Origin of the sequence: Microcoleus sp. AT8-A3 (assembly GCF_036705675.1) — a bacterium.
In the GTDB taxonomy this organism is placed as follows: Bacteria; Cyanobacteriota; Cyanobacteriia; order Cyanobacteriales; family Microcoleaceae; genus Microcoleus.
Genome location: NZ_JAUBVD010000045.1, coordinates 1 through 26,728 on the forward strand (window position 1 = coordinate 1; position 26,728 = coordinate 26,728).

Annotated in this window: 26 protein-coding genes and 1 pseudogene; 15 read left to right on the forward strand and 12 right to left on the reverse strand. The window is 45.7% G+C overall.

Features of this window, described 5'->3' with window-relative positions; all coding sequences use genetic code 11:
• Positions 1–233 precede the first annotated feature (233 nt).
• From QUB51_RS22245 to QUB51_RS22260, 4 genes are all read left to right on the forward strand, one after another.
• Positions 234–656 (forward strand): thioesterase family protein, encoded by a 423-nt coding sequence (locus QUB51_RS22245; protein WP_333057646.1) that lies wholly within the window; start codon positions 234–236, stop codon positions 654–656.
• Positions 657–906: 250 nt separating this feature from the next.
• Positions 907–2,352, forward strand: coding sequence for a slr1306 family protein (locus QUB51_RS22250; protein ID WP_333057647.1), 1,446 nt, complete (start codon positions 907–909; stop codon positions 2,350–2,352).
• A gap of 611 nt (positions 2,353–2,963) precedes the next feature.
• Entirely contained in the window at positions 2,964–3,992 is a 1,029-nt protein-coding gene (locus QUB51_RS22255) for a hypothetical protein (protein ID WP_333057648.1), read from the forward strand.
• Between the two features lie 528 nt (positions 3,993–4,520).
• Positions 4,521–6,011 carry a DUF697 domain-containing protein gene (locus QUB51_RS22260; RefSeq protein ID WP_333263357.1) on the forward strand — a complete coding sequence of 497 codons (1,491 nt, stop codon included), beginning with the start codon at positions 4,521–4,523 and terminating at the stop codon, positions 6,009–6,011.
• Positions 6,012–6,309: 298 nt separating this feature from the next.
• Here QUB51_RS22260 and QUB51_RS22265 read toward each other — a convergent pair whose 3' ends face one another.
• Together QUB51_RS22265 and QUB51_RS22270 are read right to left on the reverse strand one after the other, a co-directional pair.
• Positions 6,310–6,999 carry a hypothetical protein gene (locus tag QUB51_RS22265; RefSeq protein WP_333247969.1) on the reverse strand — a complete coding sequence of 230 codons (690 nt, stop codon included), beginning with the start codon at positions 6,997–6,999 and terminating at the stop codon, positions 6,310–6,312.
• 135 nt (positions 7,000–7,134) lie between these two features.
• A complete protein-coding gene (locus tag QUB51_RS22270; protein ID WP_333057651.1) occupies positions 7,135–8,127 on the reverse strand; it encodes an SAM-dependent methyltransferase in 993 nt (330 codons plus the stop codon).
• 221 nt (positions 8,128–8,348) lie between these two features.
• Here QUB51_RS22270 and QUB51_RS22275 point away from each other — a divergent pair, with 221 nt between their 5' ends.
• Positions 8,349–8,588 carry a hypothetical protein gene (locus tag QUB51_RS22275; RefSeq protein ID WP_333057652.1) on the forward strand — a complete coding sequence of 80 codons (240 nt, stop codon included), beginning with the start codon at positions 8,349–8,351 and terminating at the stop codon, positions 8,586–8,588.
• Positions 8,589–8,841: 253 nt separating this feature from the next.
• Here the strand turns inward: QUB51_RS22275 and apcB are convergent, their stop codons facing one another.
• Complete coding sequence (gene apcB / locus QUB51_RS22280) at positions 8,842–9,351, reverse strand: allophycocyanin subunit beta (protein ID WP_293258696.1); 510 nt, start codon at positions 9,349–9,351, stop codon at positions 8,842–8,844.
• Between the two features lie 340 nt (positions 9,352–9,691).
• On the opposite strand from apcB, the gene glnA reads away from it, so the two are divergent.
• On the forward strand, positions 9,692–11,113 hold the full coding sequence (gene glnA / locus QUB51_RS22285; RefSeq protein ID WP_333057654.1) for a type I glutamate--ammonia ligase: 1,422 nt from the start codon (positions 9,692–9,694) through the stop codon (positions 11,111–11,113).
• A gap of 240 nt (positions 11,114–11,353) precedes the next feature.
• On the opposite strand, the gene QUB51_RS22290 is transcribed toward glnA, so the two are convergent.
• Positions 11,354–12,025 carry a hypothetical protein gene (locus tag QUB51_RS22290; RefSeq protein WP_333211800.1) on the reverse strand — a complete coding sequence of 224 codons (672 nt, stop codon included), beginning with the start codon at positions 12,023–12,025 and terminating at the stop codon, positions 11,354–11,356.
• A 108-nt stretch (positions 12,026–12,133) separates the two neighbouring features.
• Between QUB51_RS22290 and QUB51_RS22295 the strand changes: the two genes are divergently transcribed.
• From QUB51_RS22295 to QUB51_RS22305, 3 genes are all read left to right on the forward strand, one after another.
• Complete coding sequence (locus QUB51_RS22295; protein WP_333057658.1) at positions 12,134–12,460, forward strand: hypothetical protein; 327 nt, start codon at positions 12,134–12,136, stop codon at positions 12,458–12,460.
• Positions 12,461–12,462: 2 nt separating this feature from the next.
• Positions 12,463–12,696: a hypothetical protein gene (locus QUB51_RS22300; RefSeq protein ID WP_333048876.1), complete on the forward strand. Its 234-nt coding sequence runs from the start codon at positions 12,463–12,465 to the stop codon at positions 12,694–12,696.
• A gap of 209 nt (positions 12,697–12,905) precedes the next feature.
• Positions 12,906–13,811, forward strand: coding sequence for a ferritin-like domain-containing protein (locus QUB51_RS22305; RefSeq protein WP_333263359.1), 906 nt, complete (start codon positions 12,906–12,908; stop codon positions 13,809–13,811).
• A 508-nt stretch (positions 13,812–14,319) separates the two neighbouring features.
• Here QUB51_RS22305 and QUB51_RS22310 read toward each other — a convergent pair.
• The 3 genes from QUB51_RS22310 to QUB51_RS22320 all read right to left on the reverse strand — a co-directional run bounded on the left by QUB51_RS22310 (position 14,320) and on the right by QUB51_RS22320 (position 16,656).
• Positions 14,320–15,027, reverse strand: coding sequence for a hypothetical protein (locus QUB51_RS22310; RefSeq protein WP_333263363.1), 708 nt, complete (start codon positions 15,025–15,027; stop codon positions 14,320–14,322).
• Positions 15,028–15,164: 137 nt separating this feature from the next.
• Positions 15,165–15,665, reverse strand: a complete 501-nt coding sequence (locus tag QUB51_RS22315; protein WP_333263366.1) for a hypothetical protein — start codon at positions 15,663–15,665, stop codon at positions 15,165–15,167.
• Positions 15,666–16,215: 550 nt separating this feature from the next.
• Complete coding sequence (locus QUB51_RS22320) at positions 16,216–16,656, reverse strand: hypothetical protein (RefSeq protein WP_333263369.1); 441 nt, start codon at positions 16,654–16,656, stop codon at positions 16,216–16,218.
• A gap of 1,005 nt (positions 16,657–17,661) precedes the next feature.
• On the opposite strand from QUB51_RS22320, the gene QUB51_RS22325 reads away from it, so the two are divergent.
• Positions 17,662–18,165 carry a YbjN domain-containing protein gene (locus QUB51_RS22325; RefSeq protein WP_333057661.1) on the forward strand — a complete coding sequence of 168 codons (504 nt, stop codon included), beginning with the start codon at positions 17,662–17,664 and terminating at the stop codon, positions 18,163–18,165.
• A 74-nt stretch (positions 18,166–18,239) separates the two neighbouring features.
• Here the strand turns inward: QUB51_RS22325 and QUB51_RS22330 are convergent, their stop codons facing one another.
• The 3 genes from QUB51_RS22330 to QUB51_RS22340 all read right to left on the reverse strand — a co-directional run bounded on the left by QUB51_RS22330 (position 18,240) and on the right by QUB51_RS22340 (position 20,717).
• Complete coding sequence (locus QUB51_RS22330) at positions 18,240–18,698, reverse strand: divergent PAP2 family protein (RefSeq protein ID WP_333057662.1); 459 nt, start codon at positions 18,696–18,698, stop codon at positions 18,240–18,242.
• 14 nt (positions 18,699–18,712) lie between these two features.
• Positions 18,713–19,639, reverse strand: coding sequence for a geranylgeranyl diphosphate synthase CrtE (gene crtE, locus QUB51_RS22335; RefSeq protein ID WP_333057663.1), 927 nt, complete (start codon positions 19,637–19,639; stop codon positions 18,713–18,715).
• A 190-nt stretch (positions 19,640–19,829) separates the two neighbouring features.
• Positions 19,830–20,717 (reverse strand): LysR family transcriptional regulator, encoded by an 888-nt coding sequence (locus QUB51_RS22340; RefSeq protein ID WP_333263373.1) that lies wholly within the window; start codon positions 20,715–20,717, stop codon positions 19,830–19,832.
• A gap of 110 nt (positions 20,718–20,827) precedes the next feature.
• Between QUB51_RS22340 and QUB51_RS22345 the strand changes: the two genes are divergently transcribed.
• Together QUB51_RS22345 and QUB51_RS22350 are read left to right on the forward strand one after the other, a co-directional pair.
• Entirely contained in the window at positions 20,828–21,316 is a 489-nt protein-coding gene (locus QUB51_RS22345; protein WP_333057666.1) for a GNAT family N-acetyltransferase, read from the forward strand.
• 78 nt (positions 21,317–21,394) lie between these two features.
• Positions 21,395–22,168 (forward strand): annotated as a pseudogene (locus QUB51_RS22350) (class I SAM-dependent methyltransferase); the annotation flags it as partial.
• 135 nt (positions 22,169–22,303) lie between these two features.
• Here QUB51_RS22350 and folD read toward each other — a convergent pair.
• Entirely contained in the window at positions 22,304–23,173 is an 870-nt protein-coding gene (gene folD / locus QUB51_RS22355) for a bifunctional methylenetetrahydrofolate dehydrogenase/methenyltetrahydrofolate cyclohydrolase FolD (RefSeq protein ID WP_333247948.1), read from the reverse strand.
• A gap of 143 nt (positions 23,174–23,316) precedes the next feature.
• On the opposite strand from folD, the gene QUB51_RS22360 reads away from it, so the two are divergent.
• Both QUB51_RS22360 and QUB51_RS22365 read left to right on the forward strand, forming a co-directional pair.
• A complete protein-coding gene (locus QUB51_RS22360) occupies positions 23,317–23,742 on the forward strand; it encodes a DNA-binding protein (protein ID WP_333233209.1) in 426 nt (141 codons plus the stop codon).
• A gap of 323 nt (positions 23,743–24,065) precedes the next feature.
• Entirely contained in the window at positions 24,066–24,488 is a 423-nt protein-coding gene (locus QUB51_RS22365; RefSeq protein WP_333233207.1) for an NUDIX hydrolase, read from the forward strand.
• 292 nt (positions 24,489–24,780) lie between these two features.
• Here the strand turns inward: QUB51_RS22365 and QUB51_RS22370 are convergent, their stop codons facing one another.
• The gene (locus tag QUB51_RS22370; RefSeq protein WP_333042404.1) at positions 24,781–25,329 is read right to left on the reverse strand and encodes a LeuD/DmdB family oxidoreductase small subunit; all 549 of its coding nucleotides are present in this window, start codon (positions 25,327–25,329) and stop codon (positions 24,781–24,783) included.
• A 177-nt stretch (positions 25,330–25,506) separates the two neighbouring features.
• On the opposite strand from QUB51_RS22370, the gene QUB51_RS22375 reads away from it, so the two are divergent.
• Complete coding sequence (locus tag QUB51_RS22375; protein ID WP_333057675.1) at positions 25,507–26,382, forward strand: hypothetical protein; 876 nt, start codon at positions 25,507–25,509, stop codon at positions 26,380–26,382.
• The last annotated feature ends 346 nt before the right edge of the window (positions 26,383–26,728 follow it).

Below are 26,728 nucleotides of genomic sequence, written 5' to 3' on the forward strand. Positions count from 1 at the left end.
TCGAAAATCGAAAATCCTCAAGCCCCCGCATTTATCCGTGGGGTCAATCTAAAATCTAAAATCTAAAATCTAAAATCGATTGACCGTCTGTGCTTCCCGGACTAAGATTAACCTGGAAGCAGTGACGTTTCAACTATTGAGTGTAACTTGCAATCAGTTCTGAGCCAGTATCGACCCAGAGTGCGATCGCACTCGGAACTACAAAATACCGCAACAACTGGAAAGGTGAGAATTTGACACCATTTACTACAGAAATTAGAGTGCGACATTATGAAATGGATGCTCTCGGTCACGTAAATAATGCTGTTTACCAGCATTATTTAGAACACGCTGCGATCGAACATTTAGAACATTTGGGATTTACTCTCGATCGCTACCGGGAATTGGGCGGCGTCTTTGTAATGCGACGGATAGAAATTGACTATTTGCGATCGGCAGCCGCGGGCGATCGATTGGAGATATCCACTTGGATCGAACAAATGCGCGGCCCGCGCGCTGTCCGCCGCTACTCCATCGCGTTAGCTGGAAGTGACGAAATCTTGTTAAAAGCAGAGGCGCTTTGGGTTTGGGTTGAAGTTACCACCATGCGCCCGCGAGCAATTCCCAAACAAATAATTGATATTTTTGAATCACAATCTCAAGCATTACCAACCTAGAGAAAAAATCCACTATTATATTTGCAAAATCATGTAAAAATCTATTGGTTTGTAGTGAGGAATTCAGTCCTTAATTCCCCGTTTGTAGAAGTGCAAAAAGTTGATTGGCGCCAGGGCCGCAAATCCCGATCGCAAAAAGTCGGATCGCCCGCCTGCCAGTTTGGATGCCGCAGAGGTACGATGGAAGAGAGGGAGGGAGGCCAAGCCCGGTAAGGTTAAGCTTGGCGACAATACCCACAGGAAGGGAAAAATGACACTTAACTTGCGGCGACCGATTTTAATTGGCGGAATAGGACTTTCAGCGGCGCTGTGGCTGCTGGAAACTCTACAGCATTCGGGTTCAGAAATGGGCGAAACGGCACTCATCGGCTTGGCTGCTGCCGGTGCGGGTTATTGGTGGTGGAAACAACAATCCCCCAAACTCGAACTCGCACTCCCGCAACCCCTGGCGAACCGGGAAGCAGCCGAAAAAGCGATCGCGGCTTCAGAAACCGCAATTAAATTGCTAGCCTCAGAAGCTCAAAACTCCGCCGATCCTGCTAATCTAACAGCAAAGCTCGATCGGCTCAGAACCGAATTAGACAGACAAGATTTGCGGATTACCGTAACTGGCGGCAAAGCTGTCGGCAAAACTGCCTTAATTCAAGTTTTAAATTCTAATTGGGCATCTCAACACCCGCAAAAGCTTAGTTTACAAGAAACTGCAGCGCTGTTTGCTAATACAAATGCCGATGCCAAAATCAACGGTGATTTAGTGCTGTTTGTGACAGCGGGCGACATCACAGATTCCGAATTTAAAACATTATCTCAGCTAGCTTCGGCAGGTCAGCGCGTGTTGCTAGTCTGGAACAAACAAGACCAATATTTGCCAGAACAGCAGTCGCAGGTTTTGAACTCTTTGCAGCAGAAAATGCAAGGAATATTGGGAACAGAAGAGATAATTGCGATCGCAGCTTCTCCCAATTCTATTAAAGTGCGCCAGCACCAAGCGGACGGCACATTTAAAGAACGGATCGAAAATCAAGTCTCTCAACTCGACGGGCTGACGGAAAGATTGACTAAAATCTTAACGGAAGAACGGCAACAGTTGGTCTGGGCGAGTGCAGTGCGTGAGGCTGCAAGTATCAAGCTAGAGGCCAAAACCTTATTAAATGCAGTCAGGCGCGATCGGGCAATTCCCATTATCGAACAATATCAGTACATCGCCGCCGCCGCCGTCTTTACTAATCCGGTTCCAGCTTTAGACTTGCTAGCAACAACCGCCATCAGCACCCAACTCGTAATCGATCTCGGCGCCATCTACCAGCAAAAGTTTTCCTTAGACCAAGCTAAGACAGTAGCGGGGACTTTGGCTAATCAAATGTTTAAATTGGGATTAGTAGAACTGTCTACTCAAACTATTACTGGACTGCTGAAAAGCAATGCCGTCACCTATGTAGCAGGAGGCGCGGTGCAGGGAATTAGTGCAGCCTATTTTACCAGAATAGCTGGATTGAGTTTAATTGAATATTTCTCAACTCAAGAATTGGAAAATGCTAAAGGCATCTTCAATCTTACGGAACTGACGAAAACTTTGCAAGCAGTATTTCTGCAAAATCAGCAAGTTTCCTTCTTGCAAGGTTTCATCAATCAAATCGCAAGTCGTCTCGCGCCTCAGACATCAGGAACCCCGGCTGTTAACTCAGTCGCCAATTAAAACCCTGTAGGGTGTGCACCGGTTTTGGCGGCCGTGCAATACCAGCCCTGTCTGGCATGATAAATTTGAATCGGAGAAACAGCAGAACTCGCTATTTCTCCTTGTATTTTTCAGACATCAAGTGGGGCGGGGCGGATTTATTGAGGTTATTGGTTAGTGGTCAAAATTAGGGTGAATTCGCCCCTACAAAATAGGGGTTTTTCGTAACTTTTTCTAGAATGAAACAGCCATTTCAATCAACTAATAACCTCCGGCCCTGCTCAAAGTCTACTATTGAAAAAGCCACCCATGCCATTGTTAATTTTTTTTATTTCTTTTTTCGCTCTTGTGGAAACTGTAAAAAAAATCTACAATAACCAGCCAGATTTTTAGCTACTCCATCGGGTTTCAAACTGTCCTAACTATTGAGGATTGGCTTGTCAAAAAGCTTGGGCAATATCTCCGATCATGTCCGATGAATTAACCGCAATAAATCAGGTTCGTAGTGCGGACTAAAGTCCGCGACCTATTGCGGACGGAAGTTCGCACGCGCGATCCGTATGACATGAGGCAGCCAAGCAAATGTTTGGTGTTCAAGGTTCAATTAGTTCGTGTCTGATTATATAATAATTATGAAAAATGTCAAAAAGATTTATGACGAATTGTACAGAAAAATTGTCCTGAGATTGTATGAAACTAAAGTGTGGGATATGGGTGTACTTTTTGCGATATGGGCTTGGGTAATCTATGAATACTTGTCTCGTAAAAGTCCATATAATTTGTCTAAATATTACAAAAAGAAACGTCCCGATGTCTTAACTTTTCAAGTGTTTTGTCCGACCAAACATCCGCAAAGATTCCATCGCATCAGCATCATGGAAGAACACTATTTCCAAAGTATATTTCTAGCTTCTGGTAACTTGATTCGCTTCCCCATTTTCTGTTTTAATGACAAAGTAGTTTCTCGATCTTTGGCTGGTCGAATTATTCCCGAATTATTAGATATGGGTCTGCCGATAAATCCCAGCGAGCGCGCCAAATTACAAATCAAAACTTTTTATGACGATGTATCCAGAAGCAACTGGACAATCTATGTAGATCCATCTGAGTTTAGTCGAGTAGAATATCAGCAAATGCTCTGTTGTTATGAAGCACATCGTGAGGAAATAGATTCTAAACTAGAAACTTCTAAAGTTACTCCGTGGTGGAGTCCGAAATCAAAATACCCCAAAAGCTTTGAATTTGATTATCGTGCCAAACGTATTGCTCGCATTGTCTATGGAGCCATGCCTCAACCTCAAGTATTCTCACCTCAAAAAATTTCTACTGGCTGCGTAGTAGATGGCAACTGGATTCATATTTCTAATGAAAGTTTGATCGTTTACCCGAATGGGCAATGGCAGATTCATATTCGACGCAAACATGGCAAAAACCCGTGGAATGATTGTACTTTGGGTGAAGGAAAGGTAACATTTGTCGATCCAGTTCCAGTATTTGATGTTGAGTGGCTGCATTTTTATGATTTAGACTCTATTAAAGATATCAGCGTTGGCGAATATTTTGCTTCTTTTGCTGATAATGAAGGTAAGAAATTAACGGATTTTTATCAATTTGGCAAGATTCCATCTAAATTCAATACATTACAAATATACGGTAGCTGAATTATTTAAAAAAATACTAAAAATTTATTTTAAACTTGACAAATTGATAAAATTTGGGTAAATTTAATTCAAGTATTTTATCGAGACAGTCGGTTAAAACGATCTGTTTTTTGAGAGTGACCTAAATATTGTCTGGTTTTCTATTTTTTCTGGCTCAGAGTCCAGTTACTTTTTACAGAAGTGCGATCGCACTTTTATTCACACACTGTCCAGAGTATTGTTAACAAAACTTACGCCAGCCGGGTCAAAAACCCGGTTTCTGCATCAAGCATCTCTCGGATATATCGACGATTTTTCAGAGAAACCGGGTTTTTTGCGTAAGTTTTAGTTAAGAGGACTTTCGCTTTGAGGCAGGGACTTAAGTCACTGCCGGAATCCGAGTTTGAGGAGGTTGTTGACACGCCTTTGCCCTGTTTCTACCTAACTCCCCAATAAAAAACTAGAATTTTATCAAAACTTGTATTAAAATAAGAAATAGGATTTATAATTCGACGATCAATTCTACCTGCTTAAAAAAGCCGATCGCCAATGGCTGACAATTCCCTTCAAGAAAATCGCTTATCCCTTGCCCGCGCCAGTTTGCGCGAAGCCCTGGCGCGCTACTCCCACCTGCGCCAAGGGAAAAAGAACTCGAATAATACAGAATTAGAAGCGGCGCTGCAATATCAGTTAGATATTTTAACTTCCACCTCAGAAAAACTAGACTACAACATCATCCGCATTGCTACTTTCGGCTTAGTCAGCCGTGGCAAGTCAGCCGTATTAAACGCGCTTTTAGGTCACAAAATTCTGCAAACAGGCCCCCTCAACGGCGTGACTCAGTGGCCGCGTTCCGTGCGCTGGAGTGTGCCTTTATCCTTCCTTGACAGCGAGGAATCCCCCCAACCCCCCCTGGCCAAGGGGGGGAAAGGAGGCGTGCAAGTAGAATTAATCGATACTCCCGGACTTGATGAAGTTGGCGGCGAAGTGCGCGGCGAAATGGCGAAACAAGTAACTCGCCAAGCTGACTTAATTCTGTTTGTCGTTGCAGGTGATATCACCCGAACTGAATATCAAGCACTGTGCGAATTGCAAACAGCTCAAAAACCGGTAATTTTAGTTTTTAATAAAATTGACCTGTATCCAGAATTAGACAGAAAAGCTATTTTCCAAAGTTTGCAAGCGCTGGCAAATTCTGAAGAGTTAGCAGCCGCTGCGGTAAAAGAGGAAAAAGATAGCGAAAATTTGTCCGATCGCCCAAACAACCCATCTGATAAATCTACTGCAAAATCACCGCCTAAAACTTCCAAATCATTAGAAATAGTCATGGTAGCCGCCGAACCAGCACCGGTGCAAGTGCGGGTGGAATGGGCCGACGGAAGAGTAACTAACGAATGGGAGTCGCCCCCCGCGCAGATAGACGAACTCAAACATAAAATTCTGACAATTCTTAACAGAGAAGGTCGATCGCTCCTCGCTCTAAATGCTTTAGTTGAAGCTAGAGATGCCGAAGCAAACATTGCCCGTCACGTTCTCAAATTGCGACAAACAGAAGCCGAAGATTTAATCTGGCAATTTGCAAAATATAAAGCTTTGGCTGTCGGTTTAAATCCAGTGGCATTCTTGGATGTAATGGGAGCAACTGTCGCAGATTTAGCCTTAATTCGCTCTTTATCGAGACTTTACGGCTTACCCATGACTGGTTACGAAGCCGGCAAACTTTGGCAGACTATTTTCTCCAGCGCTGGCGGCGTACTTTTGGGAGAATTGGGCAGCAGTTTTCTGTTGGGATTTGGCAAAAGTGCAGCCGCAGCGGCCCCGCACATCGGCTTTTCTACTTTTGCCGGAGTTGCTGTCACTCAAGCTAGTTTAGCAGCTTACGGAACCTACGCTGTCGGTCGTGCCGCCCAAGTTTACTTAGAAAAAGGCTGCACCTGGGGCCCCCTGGGACAAGATACGGTAATTCAACAAATTCTCGCTACCATCGAGCGTAATACAATTATCGATCGCCTGCAGCAAGAGTTTAAAATTGGCACTTAAAAATTGCCCTAGTAGTTGAGTAGGGTGCGTCAGGAGAGGGTTATTTGTGATAATTGAAGAATTAGGATCTGACGCACCCTACTGCTTTTATTCTTCTACAACTGTCAAAAAAGAATGCAACTGTAGGTAAACTCCAAACCACCATGCTCATCAGTGATACCCCCTTCTTTAATCTAAAATCTAAAATCTAAGGAATGAGAATTAAATAACTTCCACAAGTTTGTGGGATGGGCGGGACGCCCATCCCACAATAACAATTAAAATTGTAAGTTATTTAATTCGCGATCCTAAAATCGTATTACCGTCTCGCGATTCTAACGCCTTCTCTAAAATGCGCGATCGTGGCAATTACTGCTATAGAAAAGTAAAATATTCTAATCAACCAAAAACAAACCCGCATTGACCAAGAAACAATAGTCGGAGCAATACCTGTGAACTGTACAAATCTGGAATTAACTTTTTTTTCAAAGCTGTCCAGGTCTTTCATCTCCGATTGTTTCGTGGGAATAACGGGAAACTGACCAGTATATACGTAATAACCGATAAAACCAGGCAATCCCACTTTTCTATTCAAAAATGAGTTAGTTAATGTTGCAGTTTGCGCTGGTAATAAATTATCCGATTCCTCTACTTTTTCCAGCCAAGAATTATATCTGATGGCTGGCGTAATCATGAAAACTAAAGGAACTATAACTATCAACAAAGCGGCACTAATTTTTCGACCATATTGAGGGTGTAGGAGCCTTGTCGCCACACCCACTCCCATACCGATAAATGCAAATATCAATATATTTAACAGTTCAATAATTTCGAGGCCTCTCAACAAATCGCCGATAATCAGAATGGTATATAATAATTTGTCTGCCAGTAGCAGAGCTGCCCACTTGATCAGAATTGAAACGCCTACAATAGTAGCTACAATCGCCACATACCCAATGCCACCTAGAACGTAGAGTAAAATCGAACCGACTTGTTTAAATGACTGCATGGAATTATTCACTCTTGTGAAAGTTTAGGAGTCTGATTGACAAAAATTTTAAAAATTTATAGCAATCTGGAGTTCCAAATTTGATTTTTAAAGTTGATTAGATCAACATCTGGAAATCAATCTAAAATCTAAAATCTACAATCGATCGACAAGTTCCCGCGCCGCCGCTTTGGTGACTTGTGCGATCCGTTCCTTCACAACATCCTCTTCGTTAGCGCAGCCCTCGAAGAGGATCGCCCTGTGGTCTGTTTCTTGTTCGCGATCGATCCCCAACCATAAAAGATACTCGATATTACCGGCCGGGCCAAGTAAAGGCGACCACGTTAAGCCGCGTTGCTGCCATCCTAAAGCTGTGGCTGCCTTCCACACTTGAAAAATCGCATCAGCTTGAGTTGCTGAGTCTCGCACTACGCCTTTTTTCCCAACTCTCTCGCGCCCTACCTCAAACTGCGGTTTTACCAGCAACACCGCTTCTCGCGGTGGTGCCAACAATTCCCACAGCGCCGGTAAAATCTTATCCAGGGAAATAAACGACACATCTACTACCGCCAAATCTGCATAAGCCCCTATTAGCAACGAATCTTGCTCCCCCCCTTGACAAGCGGGGAGTAAATCTTGCTCCCCCCCTTGACAAGGGGGGGCTGGGGGGGGTGAATCTTGCTCCCCCCCTTGACAAGGGGGGGCTGGGGGGGGTGAATTGCCGTAAAGCTCAGTAGCAGTCATGTACCGCAAATTGGTGCGTTCTTTCAAAATTACCCTCGGATCGTTACGCAAGCCCCAATCTGCTTGACCGTAGCCAACATCTACGCCATACACTAGGGCGGCGCCTGCTTGCAGCAGACAGTCGGTAAAACCGCCTGTGGAAATGCCACCGTCGAGACAAATTCTGCCTGCAACGGGAATCGCGAAAACTTCTAAAGCTTTGGCTAATTTGTCACCGCCTCTGGAAACATAGCGCGATCGCTCTTTAATCTGAATTTTTGCTGCAATGTCAACCTCAGTGCCCGGTTTGTCAACTACCTGTTGATTGATGGAGACTTTCCCAGTCCGAATCAATGCCTGAGCTTGCTGTCTGGAACTGCACAAATCTAGGCTGACCAATAAAGTGTCTAGTCGCTGTTTAGCCAAGGTTTTTAATCTGTACGGATAGGGTTAAGAACAGTACCAGATTAGCACTTACGCACAAGCCCGACTGCTAATTTTTGGCGATTATTTTGGTTTTTTGATCGTCGCGGGGCGATCGCCCCACCTCACCTTATGTGACTGAGATCGCTTTGATTGTGTAGTTTTATCACAGATATACCTTCATAAAATCACACAATAATTTTGGCTGCTAGCGGATGATTTAGATGCAGCTAAAAGCGCTACAAATACCATCAGGGCGATCGACCATGAAAACAATTAACTTTCCTATCAGAAATCCTGGCAATTGTCAAGAAAATCCCCTCGCCTTCGTCAGCGGTGACATCATCCACATTCTTTACCCCAACGGCGAAGTAGAAGCAACAACCACCGCACAAATCGATCTGCGCCAAACCAAAAATCCCCTAGACAAATGCCTCGTCTGGGGATGTGTTGACGATTTTTAGCACCCGTTTCAAACAAGAATGCAATTATAGGGAAGCTCCAAACCCTTAAATCATCAGTCATTCCCAATAATTCAAATTTTTAATCTATAATTTTTAACCTATAATTTTTAATCTGAAATCTTTAATCTAAAATTGTATAACCCATAAAAAAAGATCGCTTGGAGGCTGTGAGGCCAAAAAAAGCGATCGATCCAACTGCTGCTAACTGCCAGCCACAAGTGCAATTTGCTGCTAAAAGAACTAGCAAATTGACTTAAATATCTTGTTCGCTCAATTCGCGAATCATGTAATCAAAAGGCTGATCCAAAAAAGGCCCCACAGACAAGCCAGCAGCTTCCACCTGAGCCTTAACCATCTCCTTCATAATGCTAATCCCCATCACCGTCGGGCCAATGGGAACGCTTAGAGAATTGTAAGTTTCGCGCAAACCTTGCAGCACGCGCTCGTCGAGCACGTCGGTACTTCCAGCCACCAGGGCGTAAGTAGCATAGCGCAAGTAGTAGTCCATATCCCGCAGACAAGCCGCGTAGCGACGAGTCGTGTAGGCATTTCCACCGGGACGGATCAGTTCTGGCTGTTCAGCAAATAGCTGGATACCAGCTTGCTTGACAATTGCCGCAGCATTGCTGTTAATCGCAGCCGCCGCCTGTACCCGTGCCGTGCCCGTTGCAAAATAAGATTTCAACCGATCGATACCATCTCGGTCTAAATACCTACCAGCAACATCATAATTTTCAATCAGGCTCGTCACTGCATCGCGCATAAGTTTCTCTCCCAAAAATCTTTATCAATACTTTGCTATCTGAGACAGACCGCCTATTGTAGACTACTACAAATCGGCGTTTGATTAAGATTTGAGATAGGATTTTCACCAAGGGTAGTCTATCCGCGGCAAACTGTCGTAAAATTCAGCCGTTTGCCTTGTATCTTCATCCGACAAATAATCCACAGGGCAAGAATCTCAAACGGCCCGGCCCCACTGGGCCCCTATTTCAAACTTTTGTAGCCCTAGATACAAAATAGTGGATACTGAAGGCCTACGATCGCCCACACAGTCTGAAATCGGCCGATCGCCAAGACACAACCAATATCAGGAGTAAGTCATGTTCCAGACACCCCAAGAAGCCTTAAACTACATACAAGAAAATAAGATCCAGATCGTTGACCTCAAATTCATCGATATGCCGGGGATCTGGCAGCACCTTTCCCTGTACCACGACCAAATCGACGAAACCGCATTCACAGACGGCGTACCCTTCGACGGTTCCAGCATTAGGGGCTGGAAAGCCATCAACGAATCAGACATGACGATGGTCATCGATCCGACCACCGCTTGGATGGACCCGTTCATGGCAGAACCGACCATCAGCTTCATTTGCAGCATCAAAGAACCTCGCACCGGCGAACCGTACAGTCGCTGTCCCCGCACCATTGCCCAAAAAGCCATAGACTACTTGCTTTCCACCGGTCTCGGCGATACAGCATTCTTTGGCCCGGAAGCAGAATTCTTTATTTTTGACGACGTTCGCTTCGACCAAACCCAAAATTCCGGCTACTATTACGTAGATTCGATCGAAGGTCGCTGGAATTCCGGCAAAGAAGAAGCAGGCGGCAACCTCGGCTATAAACCGCGTTACAAAGAAGGTTATTTCCCAGTAGCACCAACCGACACCTCTCAAGACATGAGAACGGAAATGCTGCTGACAATGGCAAAATGTGGCGTACCCATCGAAAAACACCACCACGAAGTCGCCACCGGCGGTCAATGCGAACTCGGTTTCCGCTTTGCAACTTTAGTACAAGCAGCCGACTACTTGCTAACTTACAAATACGTCATCAAAAACGTCGGCAAAAAATACGGCAAAACCATCACCTTCATGCCCAAACCGCTGTTTAACGACAACGGTTCCGGGATGCACGTTCACCAGTCGATTTGGAAAGACGGTCAGCCTCTATTTGCAGGCGATCAATATGCTGGTTTCAGTCAAATGGGACTGCATTACATCGGCGGCATTCTCAAGCACGCACCGGCACTTTTGGCAATCACCAACCCCACGACCAATTCCTACAAGCGTTTAGTTCCGGGCTTTGAAGCGCCTGTAAACTTAGCTTACTCTCAAGGAAATCGATCGGCATCAGTGCGGATTCCGTTGTCGGGAACCAACCCCAAAGCCAAGCGGTTAGAATTCCGCTGTCCCGATGCTACATCCAACCCGTATTTAGCATTTGCAGCCATGCTGTGCGCCGGCATTGACGGCATCAAGAATCAAATCGATCCCGGCGAACCTTTGGACGTGGATATCTACGACCTTTCCCCTGAAGAATTGAGCAAGATTCCTTCAACTCCCGGTTCCTTGGAAGGCGCTTTAGAAGCTTTAGAAAAAGACCACAGTTTCTTAACTGAAACCGGCGTATTTACCGAAGACTTCATCCAAACCTGGATTTCCTACAAACTCGACAATGAAGTCAACCCGATGCGGCTGCGTCCTCACCCCTACGAGTTTGCTTTGTATTACGACTGTTAGATAGTTAATAATCCAACCTGAACAATTGAGAATTCTCATTGTTTGTCGTTGATGTCTAATCGAAAAAAAGGTCGCCTGCAAGGGCGACCTTTTTTAATAATTTATGCGAACTCAAAATTTTATATCCAGTCCGGTGGCATCCTTCGTGTATTGATCTGTGAGCTTCCATAACCGTGCTGTACTTATTCAATTTGGTTAACCCACATTAGCTTCTGAACTAATCTTTGATAGACCTGCGCTCTAGGGTAGCTCTGTCTCCTCCAACAACAACTTTTCAGCGACTTGAGAACCATACACATGGGTTAACAACGTTGGCAACCATTTATTTCGAGTGATGTCTGGGGGATTCACACCACAAGCCAACAGAAGGTCTCGCAAACGCTTAAACAAACCATACACCTGCTTGTCTAAATCCGGGACATATCCTCGAATCTCTTCGATAAACTCTAGTGATCCACCCAGCAATCCAAAACGTTCATGTGATTTCATCAGCCCCCACTTACCTTGGGCTGAATAAATAACACTGTCTGAAGTATAAGGATTTATACCCAACGTCGGTCCAATTAGCCTATCTTCTTCTGTTCCAGAGTACCCCTCAAGAAACTCTGATAATGAGATATAACAGTGAGTGAGTTGATCGCTTGGGTATCCTGTAGGTAGTAGTGAGATATAGGAGCCAGTATCACCTAAATTTACTGCTGCGTTAATTAGTGCGTCAATCAGGAGAAGGTCATTTTCACCGTCACAAGGATAGATAATTGTTCGTCCTATCACCTGTGATGTGAAAGGTTGGTTAAACGGATTGTCGTGAACAAAAATTTTCCGAAGGAAAGGCTCTGCTTCTAAATGAAATTCATCTTCAGTAAGAGTGTGCATATAATTTAGTCTTGTTATTATTTCCATTAAGTCCATAATCTCAAATCTCAAATCTCAAATCGGATGACCGTCTATCCGCCTTGCTTGCGCGGTGTTGCTGTTGTGGTAAATTAGCAATTTGCAGCAATTAGCAACTAGCAGATAATGTCGGATATTTTTGTGATGGTACGCAATCAAAATAACATGGCAATGACTTCAGTTGATGGCATTGCCTTCATTACTTTACTAAATCGGGACGGACGGGTACTGGCCGAGGAGACAGTGGCTTTGATGGAGGCAGATGCGGGATTTGATGACTTGGCAGCAGGACAATATACTGTAATAGTTAGGCATGAACGGGTTGAACCGCGATCTGCCACCTGGGATGTCACAATCAGCAATGAAGATCAAGTAATCATACTGACATTTGTCTATCTAGAACCCGAACGGGTACTGCTTCGCATCCTAGCTACAGTTGAAGAGAGACTATAATCATGACAGCTAAAGTTATTCCATCACAGTCAATTAAAATGTTTCGCTATCGAGTGCATTTCTTGGCAAAAGACCTTTGGAAAGAGAAAAACCCAGTTGGTCGGATGAATCTGGCTTTACAGTTAGCGGATGCGGCGACAACGCTGGCGAGACTGGAAGTGGAGGAGATGCACAAATTTCAACAAGAGCCTGCTAGCCTTGAGGCTTCAGACTCGACGGAACCTGAAAAGTTTTGAGTGCGTGAGATTGCTTTGGGAGCCTCGCGGAACGCTTGCGTAAATGACAAATCAAAACTATTTTAGTCGATCGATCTGCGAGTAAAAAAATTGTATGTATAAAATTCAATCTGCCTGCAACACAACAACTTTCAGCCTTGCGAGGTAATTGGTTGTCAAAAAAACTGCGTTACACTTATATAAGTATCTTTACAAAACAACATAAAAGCATGACTGTTGCCTACCCCCGCAAGCTTCGCAACGCAATGGGAGCGCGCGAAATTTTAGCTAATGTAGTGCGCGATCGCGAAATTCACCTGATCACCCTCAACCGCTACCGCTACAGCGAACAGCGCAGTTGCAAAGACCTCACCGAGGTGATCGAACAGCTAAACGGGGAACCAGCCGAACTCGTGCGCGACCTCTCCCGGCACATTTCCGACGAAGCGCGACACGCTATGTGGCTCACCGACTTGCTGGTAGACCTCGGCCAAAATGTGGGAACGCCGCCGGGAGTCTCCTACATTGACGAATTTGAAAGGTTGTATGACAGCGAACAACAAGACCCCACCACAAACCGCGAAGACTTTGTAATTTCTTCCCTGGCCGCGATTAACGTCACCGAAAAGCGGGGCTGCGAATACTTCTCAGCGCACATCCACGCCCTCAAACAGGCTCCCCAAACCGCAGAAAACGTCAAAATCCGCGAAACAATCGAAAAGATTTTTCCCGAAGAAGCTGGTCACGTCCGCTGGGGCAACCGCTGGCTCGGCTCCATAGCTGCCAAAAGCCCGGAACACCGCCAGAAGGTGGAACAGGCCAAGCGCAAGTATGTGGCGATCGAACAAGCAGCTTTTGAATCGGGAATGGATATCATGCTGGGGGCAGAACTCCGCCGCGTCACCCGCCTCGTGGATATTGCCAACACCATGCCGATGTGGGAACGCCCGCAATACCTGATGGAACGCTTACCCAGAACCCTGCTGGCCCCGGATCTGCAAATGACTAGAGTCGATGTAGCTCAGCGCGCCTGGAACCGCGACCCGCAGGCATTTATGGAGAAATTGGTACCCATGTTCCTCAACGGCTTGAATACCATTGAGAAGAAGCCGGCGGCGACTAAGCCCAAGGCTTAAAAACGATCGCGAACCTGGTTGAAACCGCTCTGCAAGTCAAACTTGCGTCTGCCTCCGCCAACAAGCGAGATATACTGGTTCCCTGGCATAGCCTCGGAACCAGTTATTTAACCCTCTTTTGTCACTTTCGGCAGAAAATAATCTGGGATGGTTATAGCATAAGACTTTTACCAAAAACCTTGATTTGGGCCATTCTGTTAGAAAATAAATGCTCAAATCCTTGATCTATCTACAGTTTAAAATTTTGGTATCATTTTTATTTTCCCAGAGTGACAAAAGAGGGATAAGGGCATGTCCTGAGCCAGAGACTAGAACCGCTAAGGTCATTAAATAGTGTCAAGCGTGTGACACACGGCTTTAGGTTTCCTAGACCGGATAGGCAGGTGGCTATTTTTCCGACGGTCTTCTAAATCTTTTTCACTTCGACAAAGACTTAAGAACCCGTCGAAAAAATCCCGCTAGAGGTTTAGGCGGGGATAAGCTCATTTAAACTGGTGGGGTTCATAAGCTAAGGTGTGTCCTTAGCGGGCGCATCTTCAGCGGGCGCATCTTCAGCGGGCGCATCTTCAGCGGGCGCATCTTCAGCGGGCGAATCTTCAGCAGGCGCGTCCTTAGCGTCTCCGGCGGGCACTTCTTCTAAATTGAGACTAATCTGGGCTAACTTCCAGGCATCTGCTTCCGGTAGGTATCCTACTGTGAAGTTTATGCGGGTAGGTGTGGTGGGATAATAGCCTTTGATGACAAGCACACCATCACTATCTATTGCTGGCGCTGGCGTGAAGACTGGTTCCATCTTGTTGACAAAAGGTCCGATATTCGTGCCTTTTGTGTCTAGATCGGTAAACGACTTAAAGATTGCCGCGAATTCCTCCACCGTCACTTCCTTTTGCCAGCGCTTAGAGATGGTCGAATGGAGCTCTGTAAAGTTCTTGGTTTGGACGGCCTCGTTCCATGCTAACAGGGTCTCTTTCGTCAACTTTGTTAGCTCTGCCGTTGGAGGCACCTTGTCTGGTGCGAAGCCAGTCGAAGCAACGCCGGGCGAAGCAACGCCGGGCGAAGCGATAGTGTCGGTCTCGCCAGCGGTCATCGTAATTTTGCAGCCATGTAAAATCGGAACCAGGCAAAGCGCCAGTGGCGCCCATATCAACATCAATTTGTGGCGAATTACCATTTTCTGTCCCTTTGGGTACGTTGAAAAGTCTGGTTTCTGATTCAATTAGTTTCCCCCGCGAGTGGGGAGTCTGATGCCGTTAGGCGTTGAGTAGTTCTGAGAATTGATTGAGAAATATTAATTTAAAAAGCAATTTACAGTAGTTTTACTGTAGAGGGCTTTTTTATTATTATTTTTTAATTTTAGAAGGTTTTTTCGCTTATAACGATCTCACCATCCTCGGTTTTTACTTGAAAAGAACTTCCCACCGAGTACAGGAATGTTGTTCCATTATCAGTGACCTCTTTTGCCCTATAAGTTCCGTCACCCATAACGACGCCTAAAAGAACATTGGAATCATCGGGACTTCCCTTATTTACATATACTAGATAGTTGACCTCGTATTCATCCTGACAAATGGATATTTCATAGCTGGCTGTTGAGAAGTGTTCATATATTTTGTCATTATCCACGCAAAGGCTGGTAGCTTGTGCGATCAACAAATTTCCCGAAGAGGTGGAACTCAAGTTCTCACCAATAGCAGAAGGCGCAGCTAACAAAGGTAATCCGGGTAACAATAACCCAAAAATGGTACCAACTATAGCAGAATACTTGCAGCCTTCAACCCAAATTTTTGAAGTCATTTTGTTTGTTTTTTTAAGTGGTAACTTTTTAATTGTATCTTTGTTTTTTAACTGTGTCAACCGTGGTTTTTCGTAAGTATTTATACACCCTCTATACTGTTTTTGTGAACTTTTAAATATTTTGGAACTTAGCTATAACCAGCTTGAGGGTGAATAGTGCCTACGCAAAATGCAGGAGTGAAATATACAGTGATGCCAGTTGGTCGGAAACAACCTAAAACCCTATTAAGGATTGAAACAATTTCTTCACACTCCGATAGCCTAACCCGACATCAAATCCTAAAAAGCAATCTTTGAATTGGGATTTTAGGACAAAAAAGTCACTGTGTTCAGGGTGCAGGGTAGGGGAGCGCAGGTTGCAGGGTGAGGGTGAGTGAATATCACCCTTCTCACATCGACAGCACTCAAATGTATCAGAAGCTAGAGAGTAGAGATAAGGGTAAGACTAGACGTAAGACAAAAAGTAAGACATTAAAAAATAGGTGGTGGCTATTTTTTCGACGGTCTTCTAAATCTTTTTCACTTCGACAAATACTTAATAACCCGTCGAAAAAATCCCGCTAGAGGTTTAGGCGGGGATAAGCTCATTTCAACTGGTGAGGTTCATGAGTTAAGGTGTGTCCTTAGCAGGCGCATCTTCAGCGGGCACATCTTCAGCGGGTACATCTTCAGCGGGCGCGTCCTTAGCATCTCCCGCAAGGGGTTCATCGTTTAACATGACATTAATTCCGAGCAACTTCCAGGCATCCGCTTCGCGTAAGTATTTTAAGGTGAAGCTTGTTCGGGTAGGTGGGGTGGGGTAATAGCCTTGGAGGACAAGCACACCATTACTATCTATTGCTGGTGCTGCCGTGAAGACTGGTTCCCTCGCGTTGACAAAGGGTTCGATATTCGTACCATTTTCGTTTTCATCGGTAATCGGCTTAGAGGCTGCCGTCAATTTCTCCGCCGTGGTTTGCTGTTGCCACACCTTAGAAATGGTCGAGTAAAATTGTGTGAAGTCCTTGGCTTGGATGGCTTCGTTCCACGATAACAGGCTCTCTTTTGTCAACTTTGTTAGCTCTGCGGTTGAAGGCACCTTGTTCGGTGCGAAGCCAGTCGAAGCAACGCCGGGCGAAGCGATAGTGGCGGTCTCGCCGGTGGTTCCCGTAATTGTGCAGCCATGTAAAATCGGAACCAGGCAAAGCGCCAGTGGCGCCCATATCAACATCAATTTGTGGCGAATTACCATTTTCTGTCCCTTTGGGTACGTTGAAAAGTCTGGTTTCTGATTCAATTAGTTTCCCCCACTAGTGGGGAGGCGGTTCTGCTGTCTGTAGAAACTTTGCTGCTGGAAGCTATGTGTTTCCATTCAATTACTTTCCCCAGCGAGTGAGGAGTCTGATGCCGTTAGGCGTTGAGTAATTCCTTAACCTATGAGTTTCCACTCAATTAGTTTTCCCAGCGATTAGGGAGCTAAAGAAGTAATTGGCAAAGGGTTAGCACTAGAATTCAAGTTTCCATTCAATTGTTTCCCCACTCGCGGGGGAAACTTCTATGATACACCCGAGACAGTGCAAGATGTTTAGAGGCTCTTTGTGAGGCTCAGAGGTTTTCCCTCAAATTTAAACTTGTGGCTACTCATACAACATTCTCAAACCCTTACGCAGTAACCTTGCGAGGCTGACAACACAAAAACATTATTTGAGGTATTTTGTCACTAGCCTCGCAAGGTTAGGGGAGTTACCTAAATCAATAGGGAACTTAACCGAGCTTAGAAATTATTCTCTGAGCAGATTAATGGTTTGCGGGCAGATAGCCTATTTGTCAGCATAACCCTCTTTTGTCACTTGCGGCATAAAATAATCTGGGATGGTTATAGCATAAGACTTTTACCAAAAACCTTGATTTGGGCCATTCTGTTAGAAAATAAATGCTCAAATCCTTGATCTATCTACAGTTGAAAATTTTGGTCTCATTTTTAATTTCCCAGAGTGACAAAAGAGGGTTAAAGTCATAATTTTAAGCTTTAGCAAGTAAACTGATTATTAGAATAGTTTTCCATCTAAATATAATCATGACTACCAGCGAGCCGAACATACAAACAGCTTCCGCAGAAAGCCTATCGAGGGAAAGCGCGATCGCCTCCGAGCAGGTCGAAAAAGCCACAGCCGTCACCTATGCAGAAGAAATTGAAACTGTCATCGCCAGCATGGCTGTAGACCAAAAAGTGATGGTCGGTCAAAGTGAAGCTGGCGGACATCTTTGGAAGTTTAAGTACGGCAGTGTTGAAGTGTTCGTGCAACTCACCGGCGAAACCGAAGATGATACTTTGACTGTTTGGGCTTTTGTACTGCAGTTGCCTGCGAAGAATGAAGCTCAATTAATGCGGAAACTTCTAGAAATGAATTGGCTGTCTACTTTGGAATCTCATTTTGCCATTGTTGACAATCAAGTTGCGGTAATATCGACTCGGACGATCGCCGAAATCTCGACCGGAGAAATTTCTCGTGCTATCACTATTGTCGCCACTATCGCCGATGACAACGACGATATTCTGCAAGCAGAATTCGGTCAGTAGTGATTAGTTAACAGTTAACAGTCAACAACTAATACTTAAAAGTTAAAAGTTAACAGTTAACAGTTAACAGTTAACTAATATGCAGGCCCTGCGATCCAAGCAATAGTGATTCCCAGCCCCAAACCGACAAGCACTTGAAAAGGAGTGTGTCCCAGCAACTCTTTCAGGCGAGCCTCATTAAGGTTGTGATCTTCCTCAAAAAACTCGTCAATAATTTGGTTGAGGATGCGAGCTTGCTTGCCTGCTGCTTGGCGGACGCCTGCTGCGTCGTACATGACAATAATTGCAAAGATCGCAGCGATCGCAAAGTCCGGACTTTCCCATCCCATCGTTTGTCCGACTTCAGCAGCCAAAGCGCCCACAAAAGACGAGTGAGCGCTGGGCATTCCCCCCGTTGTTACCAAATACTGAAGATTAAACTTGCGATTTTTGACCAACTCGATCGGCAACTTCATGATCTGAGCCGCCAGACAAGCGATCAAAGCAACCACGAGTACATGATTGTTTAAAATGCCGCTGCAAATTTCCTGCATAGTGTTTAGTATTTCTAGTTACTGCGGCTGGTAATATAATCGGCGATCGCCAGCAGCGGTAGAGCTTTGCTCCCAAACACTGCCAATTGAGCCTTAGCATCAGCAACAAGCTGCGAAGCTTGGCGCCGAGACTCCTCAATTCCCCACAAACTCGGATAAGTGACTTTCCCTGCTTGAACATCTTTGCCAGCAGTTTTGCCCAGTTCTTCTTGGGTAGCAGTAATATCCAGAATGTCGTCAATGATCTGGAAAGCCAACCCAATATTTTGAGCGAAACGAGACAGCCGCTGCAAATCCGCAGCCGAAGCCCCAGCCAGAATTGCCCCACAAACTACGCAGGCCTCTAACAGCGCGCCTGTTTTGTGAGCGTGAATGTAATTCAAAGTTTCCAGAGAAACATCTGTCTTTCCTTCCGATTCCAAATCAACCACTTGACCGCCTACGAGTCCAGCAGCACCCGATGCCCGCGCTAAATGGGCGATCGTCTGCAACACCTGTTGGGGGGGTACGTTCTCAGTTTTAGTGGCGATAAATTCAAAAGCATAGGTCAACAAACCATCGCCAGCCAAAATGGCGATATCCTCGCCGTAGACTTTGTGGTTCGTCAGTTTGCCACGCCGGTAGTCGTCATTGTCCATTGCCGGCAAATCGTCGTGGATCAGCGACATGGTGTGGATCATTTCCAAAGCGCAAGCTGTCGGAATTGCCATAGATGTAGTGCCGCCGGCCAGTTCGCAGCTAGCCAGACACAGGATCGGACGCAGGCGCTTGCCCCCCGCTAGCAGCGAGTAGCGCATTGCTTCGTAAATTTTCTCTGGGTAGATGACCGGCAGTGCACTGTCGAGAGCTACCTCGATCGCCTCTTTTCGCTTGACTAGATAAGTAGATAAATCGAAAGAGGATTCCGGTTGGGACGAACCCATTTCTGTTGCCAATACCATCCCTTGCTCTCTTGTACTTAATATTTATATGGGATATTGTGAGCCGTTCAGGTCGCATCGTGCCGACTTTTACGGCAGTAGTTGCTCGAACTCCGAGCATCAATTAATCATTCTACGGGTGTTGTTGCACAGAAAATCTTTGAGTTTTGATAAGTTTGTCAAATTGCCAGTCAATCTAAAATTTACAATCTCAAATCTCAAATCCGCTGATTTGTCTGGCGACTTCCAAAAACCGCTGCACCGCCGCCGTTGGATCGCTGCGCCAAATTAGAGCGATCGCCACAATGCAGGTTGATTCTGGTAACGCTTTGTAAACAACCCCGCTGCGCTGGAAATTTTGCATCGACGCCGGGACGATCGCCACTCCCATCTCGGCGGCTACCAGACTCACAATGGTTTGCATTTGAATTGCTTCTTGAGCTGCGCGAGGGCTAAAACCTGCTTGTTGACAAAGACTGACGATCGCATCGTAGAGTCCCGGAGCCTGGGAACGCGGAAACAAAATGAACGGTTCCGTGGAAAGTTCGCGTAATTCAAGATGCGTGCGATCGGCCGCCGGATGCGTTTCTGGCAATGCCACAATCAGCGGTTCTCGAAAAACGATTTCAGAATTTATCCCGTCTTCCTCAACCGGAGGACGCACGAAGCCGATATCAATTTGCCCGAACCGCAGCCGCTGCAACTGTTCGTTTGTCGTCTGTTCGTGCAGTTCGAGCTTAACGGCGGGACACCGAGTGCGAAAGGCTTGCAAAATGGCTGGAACCACGTTGTGTGCTGCGGAACTCACAAAGCCGATCGTCAGTTGGCCGAGTTCGCCCCGACTGGTTTGTCGGCCCAGTTGAATTGCTCGATCGACTTGCTGCAGAATTTTCCCGGCTTCCTCGAAAAAAACCTGTCCCGCAGCCGTTAAATGCACCGTCCGCTTGGTTCGCTGAAACAGTTGAAACCCCAACTCTGCCTCTAAATGCTGGATTTGTTGACTCAGTGGAGGTTGAGCAATATGCAGTTTTTCCGCTGCACGAGTGAAATTCAATTCCTCTGCAACTGCAATGAAATAACGCAAATGCCGAAGTTCCATAAGTCCCCATCATTTATATTTTAAAAGTATAAGTGGTTAGTTAAACATATATTGGACATTGATGATGATATTTCATACAGTGATTAATAGGCGAATTTGAGAATTAAACAATGGCTAATTTGGATATCAAAATTAGAGAAGCAGAGCTGGCAGATTTGGAATTAATCGTGGATTTTATTTCGCAGAAAAGCGAGTTTGATGGAGCTAAAAATTTCTTAGCAGCAACAGCAGATAAATTGCAGCAAACGTTGTTTTGCCAACCTCCGCTAGTGCGGGTTTTGTTGGCGGAAGTTGGGGGAAAAGCGGTAGGATTTGCTCTTTTTTATTCCTCCTATTCAAGTTTATTGACGCAGCCGTGTCTTTGGCTTGATGATTTATTTGTGCAAGCTCCTATGCGCGGTATGGGAGTCGGTACAGCGCTGTTAAAGTATTTAGCACAAATTGCTGAGTCCACAAATTGCGGGCGGATTGAATGGACTGTTAATACTGGCAATGCGCCGGGAATTGCTTTTTATGAAAAGCAGGGAGCGCGGATTTTGGAAAATATTAGGGTTTGCCGAATCGAGGGACTTGCGATAGCCCAACTCGCTAACAAATAAGTTGGTTGGTTTTGTGAAGAAGGATTTTTTTTTACCGCAGAGTACACAGAGAACACAGAGAGAGATGAAAGGTTTAGAGTAGTTATGATGACACAAGATTCTTGGAATACAAATCTCTACGAACAACAGCACGCTTTTGTTTGGCAATACGGCGAATCGCTTTTGAAATTACTGGCTCCGAAGGTTGGTGAACGTATTTTAGATTTAGGTTGCGGTACGGGACAGTTAACTGAAAAGATTGCTGAAAGTGGGGCTTTTGTGTATGGGATTGATTCATCTTTGTCGATGATTTCTACGGCAAATGTTAACTATCCTCACATTAACTTTTCTGTCGCAGATGCGAGGAGTTTTCAAGTAGAAGAGCCGTTAGATGCTGTGTTTTCTAATGCGGTTTTACACTGGATTAAACAGCCGGATGCTGCGATCGATTGTGTGGCAAAAGCGCTGAAGCCGGGAGGGCGTTTTGTGGCTGAGTTTGGGGGTAAGGGGAACGTGGGGGCGATCGTCCGGGCACTTTTGAGTGTTTTGTCAGAAATTGGCCCGCTTGAGCCTGAAGCGCTTAATCCTTGGTATTTTCCGAGTATTGGCGAGTATGCTGGGCTTTTGGAAAAGCAGGGATTTGATGTGGGTTATGCGGTTTTGTTCGATCGCCCGACTCGCCTAGAAGGTGGCAGCGCGGGTATGGTAAATTGGATTGAAATGTTTGCTGGCGGGTTTTTGTCGGGGTTGTCTGATGATGTGCGATCGCAGGTAATTAACGCAGTTGCAAAGCGTTTGCGATCGGCGCTGTACCGCGATGGTAATTGGAGTGCAGATTATCGCAGAATTCGCGTTGTGGCTGTAAAACCGTAGGGTGCGTCGCGATCGCAAATATTCAAATTCGAGAACATCGTCAGGTGCGTCGCTTCTTCAAAACTCGATTTTTTACGGAAATTTTCTGCAAGCGACGCACCCTACGTTAAGTGTATTTGTAATGATGACTAATGACTACTTGATGCTGTAACTCGAAACGGTATTTTCCAAAAGCATAGCAACAGTCATCGGCCCGATTCCTCCCGGCACCGGTGTGATAAATTCGGCTACTGTTTTAACCGCATTAAAATCAACATCTCCGGCTAAACGACTCGTACCGTCTGGATTGACGACGCGGTTAATACCGACATCAATTACTACCGATCCAGGTTTGACCATATTAGCTGTAATCATTTCTGTGCGGCCGACTGCGGCTATTAAGATATCAGCTTGGCTGGTAATCGATTCTAGGTTTTGCGATCGCGAATGAGCTACAGTAACAGTACAATCGGCTTCTAAAAGCATCAGCGCCATCGGTTTACCTACTAAAATACTCCGTCCCAAAACAACGGCGTTTTTTCCTTTTAAATCAATCTGGTATTCCTGCAATAACCGCATCACTCCGGCGGGAGTACAACTCCGCAAACCTTCCTCGCCACGCACGAGACGGCCTAAATTTACAGGGTGAAGTCCGTCAGCATCTTTGTCGGGGGCAATTTGGTACAGCAGCGAAATTGCATCTAAGTGTTCTGGTAGCGGTAATTGAACTAAAATGCCGTCTACTCGATCGTCCTCGTTGAGTGCACGAATTGCAAGTTCTAGTTCGGCTTGAGTAGCGTTGGCTGGGTAATGCTGGCCGAAGGAAGCTATCCCAACTTTAGCGCAGGCTCGCTCTTTATTGCGAACATAGGCTGCGCTAGCTGGGTTGTCCCCTACCATCAGCACCGCAAGTCCCGGAGGACGACCCTTTTTGGGTTGTAGGGCGCGGACTCGATCGCTCAGCTCGCTTTGAATCTTTGTCGCTAAAGCTTTGCCATCTAGTATTTGAGCAGTTTTGGCATCCATTGTAGACTCTGGGTTAGGGGCTGATGATTTTAGATTTTAGCTTAATCCCCGCCAAGGACTACACTAGAGAAATTTCTTACTTGCGATCGATTCTGGGGATTCTGTTAAAGTAAGTCGTATCTCACATCTCAAATCAGTTGACAATGACTACTGCAATTAAGCAAGTTTGGGTTCAAAGATTCTGTACCAGCTCTTTGTCGCTAATCCTCGCCAGCGGTTTTTTCAGTTGCGGCAATTTACCCATGTCTCAACTTAATCTTGGTTTTAATGTTGCTAGCATTGGCGACATTCAACAAAAGCGACAAGTCGATGGTGAAGTTTATCTCCGGGGAAAGGTGGAAAATCGCGCTCCGTTTGTGGGGACTGCGGCTTATCAACTTGAGGATGGTACTGGCAGTATTTGGATTTTAACCAAGCAAGAGTTGCCCCAGCTTGGCGATGAAGTATTGCTGAAGGGAGAAGTCCGCTACAAGAGTATTACTCTGAAGGATTTGGCCGGAAAAGATTTAGGTGAAGTTTATGTTGAGGAAATGGAACAATTAAAGCGCACTCCAGCGGCAACTAAATAAAAATAGGAAGATGCTATAGCCTTTCTCAGTAACATGAGGTGGTCATAGGGAGCCGTGGGCCTAGGGTTCGCCCCCATATTTCACCACGCTTGAGAACCGCTATAATTTATTTCATTAAGTGATTCTATTTCATAAAAATCAAAGGTTTATAGTTGCGCTTGGGCGATTTGGATCTGTTTATTTATCCTCAAAGTTCATTAACCATAATATTATGGTCGGGGCGGGTTTACCTAGATTTTTGGTGGGTTTTACAGATGTTGGTGAACCCGCCCCTACAGCAATTTATTCCTTCTTCCTTCTTCCTTCTTTCTGCTTTTTAACAAATGACTAAAATTCACGTTGCGATCGCGATTTTGTACCAAGACGGCAAGTTTCTCTGTCAGTTGCGAGACGATATTCCTCATATCAGGTATCCCGGACATTGGGCTTTGTTTGGCGGACACTTGGAACCGGGGGAAACGCCGGAAGTTGCTGTAGTGCGGGAATTATCAGAGGAAATTGGCTATGCTCCTGCAAGTGTTTCTTTTTTCTGTTGTGATGTCGAAAAAGATGTTGTTCGCCACGTTTTTTATGCACAACTTAGTGCGGATGTCAAGGATTTAGTTTTGCTTGAGGGTTGGGATATGAAGTTGTTGACACCCCAGCAGATTCGGGCCGGCAAATGCTTTTCTGAGCAGTCAGGAGATGTGCGACCTTTTGGGATTGCTCACCAACGTATTTTATTGAATTTTATTGACTCGATTTGAGAAAATTGGCACTCACCCCACATTGCAGGGGTTTGAGGAGGGAGATATTCGTAAGGTGCGCCCAGGCGTCCACCTTACATTGCAGGCAGAGCTGTTTCATCCTCTTGTAGGGGCTGCCCCCCGTGGCTGCCCCAATCTCTGAAACACGAGCAAATCGTGGATGGGGAGGGTAGGCACGGGGAGTAGGGGTAGCACTACAAGAGTCAAAATCATCGTTTTCTGTAGGGGCAATCCGACCCCTACTCCCCGTGGCTGCCCCGAAACAGCCCTGACATTGCAGGGGGTTTAAAAGTTAAGAGCGAGCCGCAATCATTCCGGTTTGGCGCGCGTAGTCAAACAACCCTCCGGCATCTATTACTGGCCCTACTTCTCCTAACGGCTTGAGCGAGAAAGTTCGATCGAGAGTGTGGTTGACAATTACCTCTGCTGTAAAGTCGATCGTCACTTCTTGGCCCGTTACAAACAAGTCGCAAAGCCGCTCGACTGATTCGATCGGGTACAATTCGCCAGTAGCCGAGCAATTGCGAAAGAAAATGCGCGCGTAAGACAAAGCTACCACCGCTGTGACACCTGCAGCCCCCAGAGCGATCGGAGCGTGCTCCCGCGAAGAACCGCAGCCAAAATTTTCGCCCGCTATGATAATCGGATACCGGGTTTTCTGTTCGCCGGATTCGATAAACTTACCATAGCGATCGGGCAACCCAATCATCGCGTAACTGCCTAGTTTCTCGTACTCATCCGGCTTCGAGGGAACCAGGGTCAGGTATTCGGCAGGGATAATTTGATCTGTATCGATGTTGTCGTCTACAACAAAAATTTGACCGCTAATTACTTTACCCATAGTTTATTTCCTGTTAGCCTCGCTCGATGCTGTGGTGATAATTTTAAGTGGATCGGTATGCAAGATTTGCATCTGTTCATTTTAACCTGGCAGTGTCAGTGATAACCTGTATGAATAAAAATTAGATCCGAGACTTTGGGTTAACAATTAACAGTTGCTAAGCGTCAACATAGTTTTATGGCAAATCCAATAGATGACATTGCTCGACAAGCTCGCGAGGGTTCGGTTGCATCGATTATTCAAATCCTTAATGACGAACTGGCACAGGTAGGGGTCAGGGCCCGAGCTGTGTTTGCAGACGGGGTGTTGCAACTGCTGTGCGAAGCTGCAACGCCCCAATTGCTCGAAGAGTCTAGTTTGGTCGATCGAGTCCGAGCAATTTTGGAACGCATTTCGCCCCACAATATTCGCCGAGTCAACATCAACAGCCGGCTTGTCCGAGAACACCAACTGCTGTGGCTGGAAGAAATTAGCCGCGATCCCGAAAATCAACTGTTGTGGTCTCAAGAAATTAAACTCCGAAAGCCGAATTTGTTCAAGCGTTTAGCCACAGCCCATCACGAACGACAAGCTGTGGGAGGCAAGCGGGCTTTGCCAAGAATGGCTATACCTCGATCGATGCAGCAACCGCAACAATTTCAGCGCGGTATCGTCGGCGGCATCAGCTTGAGCGTGCTGTTGCTCGCTGCAGCGGCCGCCATCTACAAAGGACTTAATTCCCAAGTGCCAAACACTAAACAAGCCAGCACCCAAGCAGTTGCCAGTGCTCCTCCCTCGGAGGCAAAACCTGCTGTGAAAATTTCTAAGGAGACTGTTAATTCTGCTGGTGACTCTTTTGCACAAGCAGTGCGAGTAGCCGAACAAGCAGCCACCGAGGGCAAAACCGCTCAATCTCGCGAGGATTGGTTAGTCGTAGCTGCTAAGTGGCAGCAAGCTTCCGATTTGATGGCAGCCGTGCCTTCCAAACATCCCCGCTACACCACAGCTCAGAACCGGACGGCACTTTATCGCCAAAATAGCGATAAAGCCCAACAGGAAGCACAAAATAAATAAATTTAACAAGAGAGTTCGCCGCGCTGCTCTAGGTGTTGTGAAAAATGAGTTTTTGAGTCAAAACTCGGAAACTCTCAGCCGGCGTTATGAGTGATAATTTGGGGATTTTGAATTTTTGCGATCGGCGTTACTAGATCGGCGGATTTGTATCACAATAAAAATTTGCTAGTATCACAAACTTAAATAGGAAACATCACACAGTGAGAAGATGGGTGTCACTAAGCGGTCTCTAGAAAAGATTCATACTACTAATAACCGTCAATCGATTTTAGATTTTAGATTTTAGATTTTAGAGGCGACCCCACAGATCAATTCGGGGGCAAGTTTCATCGGATACAGGTTTTTG